General features: G+C 30.0%; 6 protein-coding genes. 1 reads left to right on the forward strand and 5 read right to left on the reverse strand.

Going from position 1 to position 3,669, the window contains the following annotated elements; translation table 11 throughout:
* The 5 genes from U881_RS0107010 to U881_RS13565 form a co-directional block, all read right to left on the reverse strand.
* On the reverse strand, window positions 1–827 hold an 827-nt coding region (locus U881_RS0107010; RefSeq protein WP_038363959.1), incomplete at its 3' end, for a variable large family protein.
* A gap of 340 nt (window positions 828–1,167) precedes the next feature.
* Complete coding sequence (locus U881_RS0107015) at window positions 1,168–1,401, reverse strand: hypothetical protein (protein WP_024653790.1); 234 nt, start codon at window positions 1,399–1,401, stop codon at window positions 1,168–1,170.
* Window positions 1,402–1,620: 219 nt separating this feature from the next.
* Window positions 1,621–1,917, reverse strand: a complete 297-nt coding sequence (locus U881_RS13355; protein ID WP_024652928.1) for a hypothetical protein — start codon at window positions 1,915–1,917, stop codon at window positions 1,621–1,623.
* Window positions 1,898–2,083, reverse strand: a complete 186-nt coding sequence (locus U881_RS13360) for a hypothetical protein (protein ID WP_024653791.1) — start codon at window positions 2,081–2,083, stop codon at window positions 1,898–1,900. Before U881_RS13360 ends, U881_RS13355 begins: the two co-directional genes overlap by 20 nt.
* A 295-nt stretch (window positions 2,084–2,378) precedes the next feature.
* Entirely contained in the window at window positions 2,379–2,510 is a 132-nt protein-coding gene (locus U881_RS13565) for a hypothetical protein (protein WP_268744159.1), read from the reverse strand.
* A gap of 400 nt (window positions 2,511–2,910) precedes the next feature.
* Here U881_RS13565 and U881_RS11030 point away from each other — a divergent pair.
* On the forward strand, window positions 2,911–3,669 hold a 759-nt coding region (locus tag U881_RS11030), incomplete at its 3' end, for a plasmid maintenance protein (RefSeq protein WP_024653792.1).

Here is a 3,669-nt window from a genome sequence, read left to right on the forward strand (position 1 = left end):
GCTATACCTCCTGCTATAACCGCATCTTTAGGGGAAACACCAATATTAGCATTAGCATCATTATTTTCAGCTAACTTAGCTGATTTACCATTATCTTTAACCATAGCTTGCAGGATATCAGCACCAGTTACCGCCCCAACTGCTTTGGCTGCATCAGTAACAACTTTTTTGGCATTAGCTTGAGCTCCAGCAGCACCATTACCAGTAACAAATAATTTAGCTGCTTCACCATCAGCAGCATTGCCATTAGTTCTTGCAGTAGAACCATCTGAAGCTTTTTTATCATCTCCCGATTCATCACTTCCCAAACCTTTAAGTGACACATCTACTATTGACTTAATTCCCTTTATTAAATTCGTAACATTCCCAGCAGCACCAGCGTTATTCTGAGCAGCAACATTACCAATTAGTTCATCACCATCAGTACCAATAGCCTCACTAGCAGTTTTAGCTCCATCAATAACCTTATCAAGAATTTCACTAACAAATTTATTTACTGCATTCTCTACTCCAAGCGCATTCGGATTCCCTTTAGTTCTCATGTCAGCAACAATTTTTTCAAGCTTATCCTTTGTCCCTTGCACAGTATCCTGAACTTTCTTAAAATATTTCCCCACATCGGATTTCTTACTCTCCAAATTTAATCCCAATACACTCCCAACAATATCGCCAAAAGAAGTAAAAACATTTAAAAAATCATTCCCTAAATTCACTAAAGATTGTAAAAATTTATTCTTCGACTTCTCTTCTTCCAATACTCCACTATTACATCCCATAATTCCCAAAATCATCATAATAATCAAACTTCTCTTGATAATCGTCTTCATCTTCCCAATACCCCCTCTCATTTCTTCTTTCCTTTTTATTTGTCTCATTCCTCTCATATCCCTTTTTCCTCCTTCCTGGCCTATTAAAAAAAGATCTCACAATATAATAAGTGGATAAAAAAAAGCTAGGAGTCAATTTTAAGTTCTAGTACTACTTGATAGAGTACCAATTGGTAAAATTATAAAAGCTAATGCTGGTACAAATTAGCTAAAAAGTCATAACTCTCTTAACCCCTTTAAACTACTAAAATGAAAAAAAGGAACAGCAACTGCGGTTTACACACTACCACTACTATACTCAACAACACCACATAAAAACACTGACTTTTCTGCATAAAACTTATGATAAGAATTTTGTATAATACAGAACACCATTGCTAACAATATATCCAAACAGATAGACAACAATAATAATGAATAAACAAAAATTATATTTTATATTAAGATAATCATCTTTAGCAATAACAACAGATGTTCCATTCAATACATTTGCAGCCTTAAACCGATTGTTATTTACAGCTATTGTTTCGATCAAATTACTAAGCCTGAAACGCAAATCTTTTAAAGAATTCAAATATTCATCCCTTTAATGAAACAAAACCTTATTTTCTGTTTTTGCATTTTCAAGTCCTCTCAAATAATCTTTTTTCATAGTCTTATATGTATAGTCCAAATTTCAATGCTTATTCTATTCGATCATTATTATTCTTTATCTTAACATCAACACTAATTATTTCACTCTCTATTATCCTTTCTTTATCAGAAAGTAATTTACGAATACCTTTCTTCTTGCTCACTCTGACTTTTTTTTAACACTCAAAACAGCATCCCTAATAGTATCCTCAAACATCAGACTAAAAAAAATTTCAAAACTCATCCACGAACTCATAGACTGAATTACAAATTCTATCACTAACAACAAAAATATTGAAACTTTTTCTAAGTACACAAACACTGAAGCTTTTATAACACCATCAACTACACACTCTCTGAACAAATACAGAAAACACAATAACATTGAAGATGGTACCATTATAATAACTATTGTAAATGGTAATGTTAAATACAAGTTACAATGGTTTGCCAACATTATAACTTACAATCCCTCTATAAGAATGCAATACATTAAAGAAAAATAAAAACAAAGCAAACATGATTAACCAAATGTTACGAATAAAAAATTCAACACAAAATCTCCAAGAATCTATAATACTAAATTCAACATTTATACCTTGTTTATCATATTTACTCATCATCAAAAACCTCTCTCCAATTATGTTACTATATTATAAGAAACAATAACGTACCTTCTACAACTTTGTGATGACAATAATCAACATAGAAAATCAACATGGAAGGATAATACCTTTCGTTAAGTGATTATCCTTCCATGAAATTACAACACACCTCAATATTTTCCTAATATCACAAATACTTCTCTACAAATATGACTCATCAAGTTTAAAAATAACCGTCAAAGATAAAATAACTATCCTTAACTATCCTTAATCCTAATAACTTACTCTTAATCAAAGACAACTGATATTAAATTTACCATAAATCAATACTCAATTCATCTATCTTAACATCAAATTTGCCTATCTTAACATCACAAGTTAATATATTTTTCTCATCAAGACCAATCTGAACTGAATCTATCTTTTTCATCAAACTTAGTTTCAAACATACTCATTTTATAATCTAAATAATGAGAATTATACACCTTACTATCTTCAAAACTGCTAAAAAAAACATAGTAACTGATAATTCACCTACCAAAACGTCAAACTATGACAATCTTTTTTAATTCTCCCCAAACTTAACTGACCTCTTCAATATCCGTTTATCAATTATCTGTTCCCTTACTACAACACCTATATTTTCCCCAATCACTCTTTTTACTGTTATTTACTGTAAAAAAATCTTTAATAACGATTTTTGCTATTTTGATAAGATTGATAAAGCAAAAAATTATATAAAAAAATCACTTCGACCCGACTAGTCAAAAGTGAAATTTTTATATACAATAAAAAATATAATCCAAGGCAAACATAAAATCTAAACCTTTGGATTAAAGGAACATATGAATAGTTTATCAAAAGATGAAAAAAAATTCAAATCAAACGGCACAAAAAGCCAAATTAAATCAATACTAAAAAGTCTTATTGACCTAAACAAATATAAAACATCACCTGAGATAACAAATATCCCCATATCTCAAGTCAAATTACAAATAATCAAAACATTCAAACGATATAAGAGAATGCTTAAGATCTATTGGACAATAGACACTAAAAATCAAAATTACAAAAAATCAAGTGGTATTGAAGAATACTCAGCTAGCGATATACAAAATATGGTAAGTAAACTATTAGAAAACGATGGATATAAAAAGGTATGTAAACGAACTATTGAAAGAGACATCCAAATTCTAAATGAAATCGGATTGATTAAATCCAAAATCAGAAGGCTTGGCGTTGGCAATGGAAGCATCTCCCACTATATACAGAACATAAAATTTGTACACAGACACAAAGAAATAATTTTCGAATATCTAAAAGAACGTCTGAAAGAAAATCTAAAAAATAGAAGAATCGTCAGCGATTTTCACCAAGATATAGAAGATACAATGCAGCATTGGAATACAAACTCTACAAAAGATGAAAATCCTAAAACATATGAAAGTCAACCTAATTTAAACAAACATAATGAACAGAAACATACAACCGTAATGTCGCATGAGCAAAATCCGCATGTAATTAATAAAGCTAAAATAAGCTATAAAAAAGAAAAGAATTCTAAAGAGAACTCAGAAATGCTTATGAAAAAAGCTGATTTTTAT

It is taken from the genome of Borrelia persica No12 (genome assembly GCF_000500045.1).
Lineage (GTDB): Bacteria > Spirochaetota > Spirochaetia > Borreliales > Borreliaceae > Borrelia > Borrelia persica.

Bases quoted from the DNA above. Each gene is read 5' to 3' on its own strand.
- U881_RS13355 (WP_024652928.1), bottom strand. From the start codon at position 1,917: ATGTTGGCAAACCATTGTAACTTGTATTTAACATTACCATTTACAATA.
- U881_RS13360 (WP_024653791.1), bottom strand. From the start codon at position 2,083: ATGATGAGTAAATATGATAAACAAGGTATAAATGTTGAATTTAGTATT.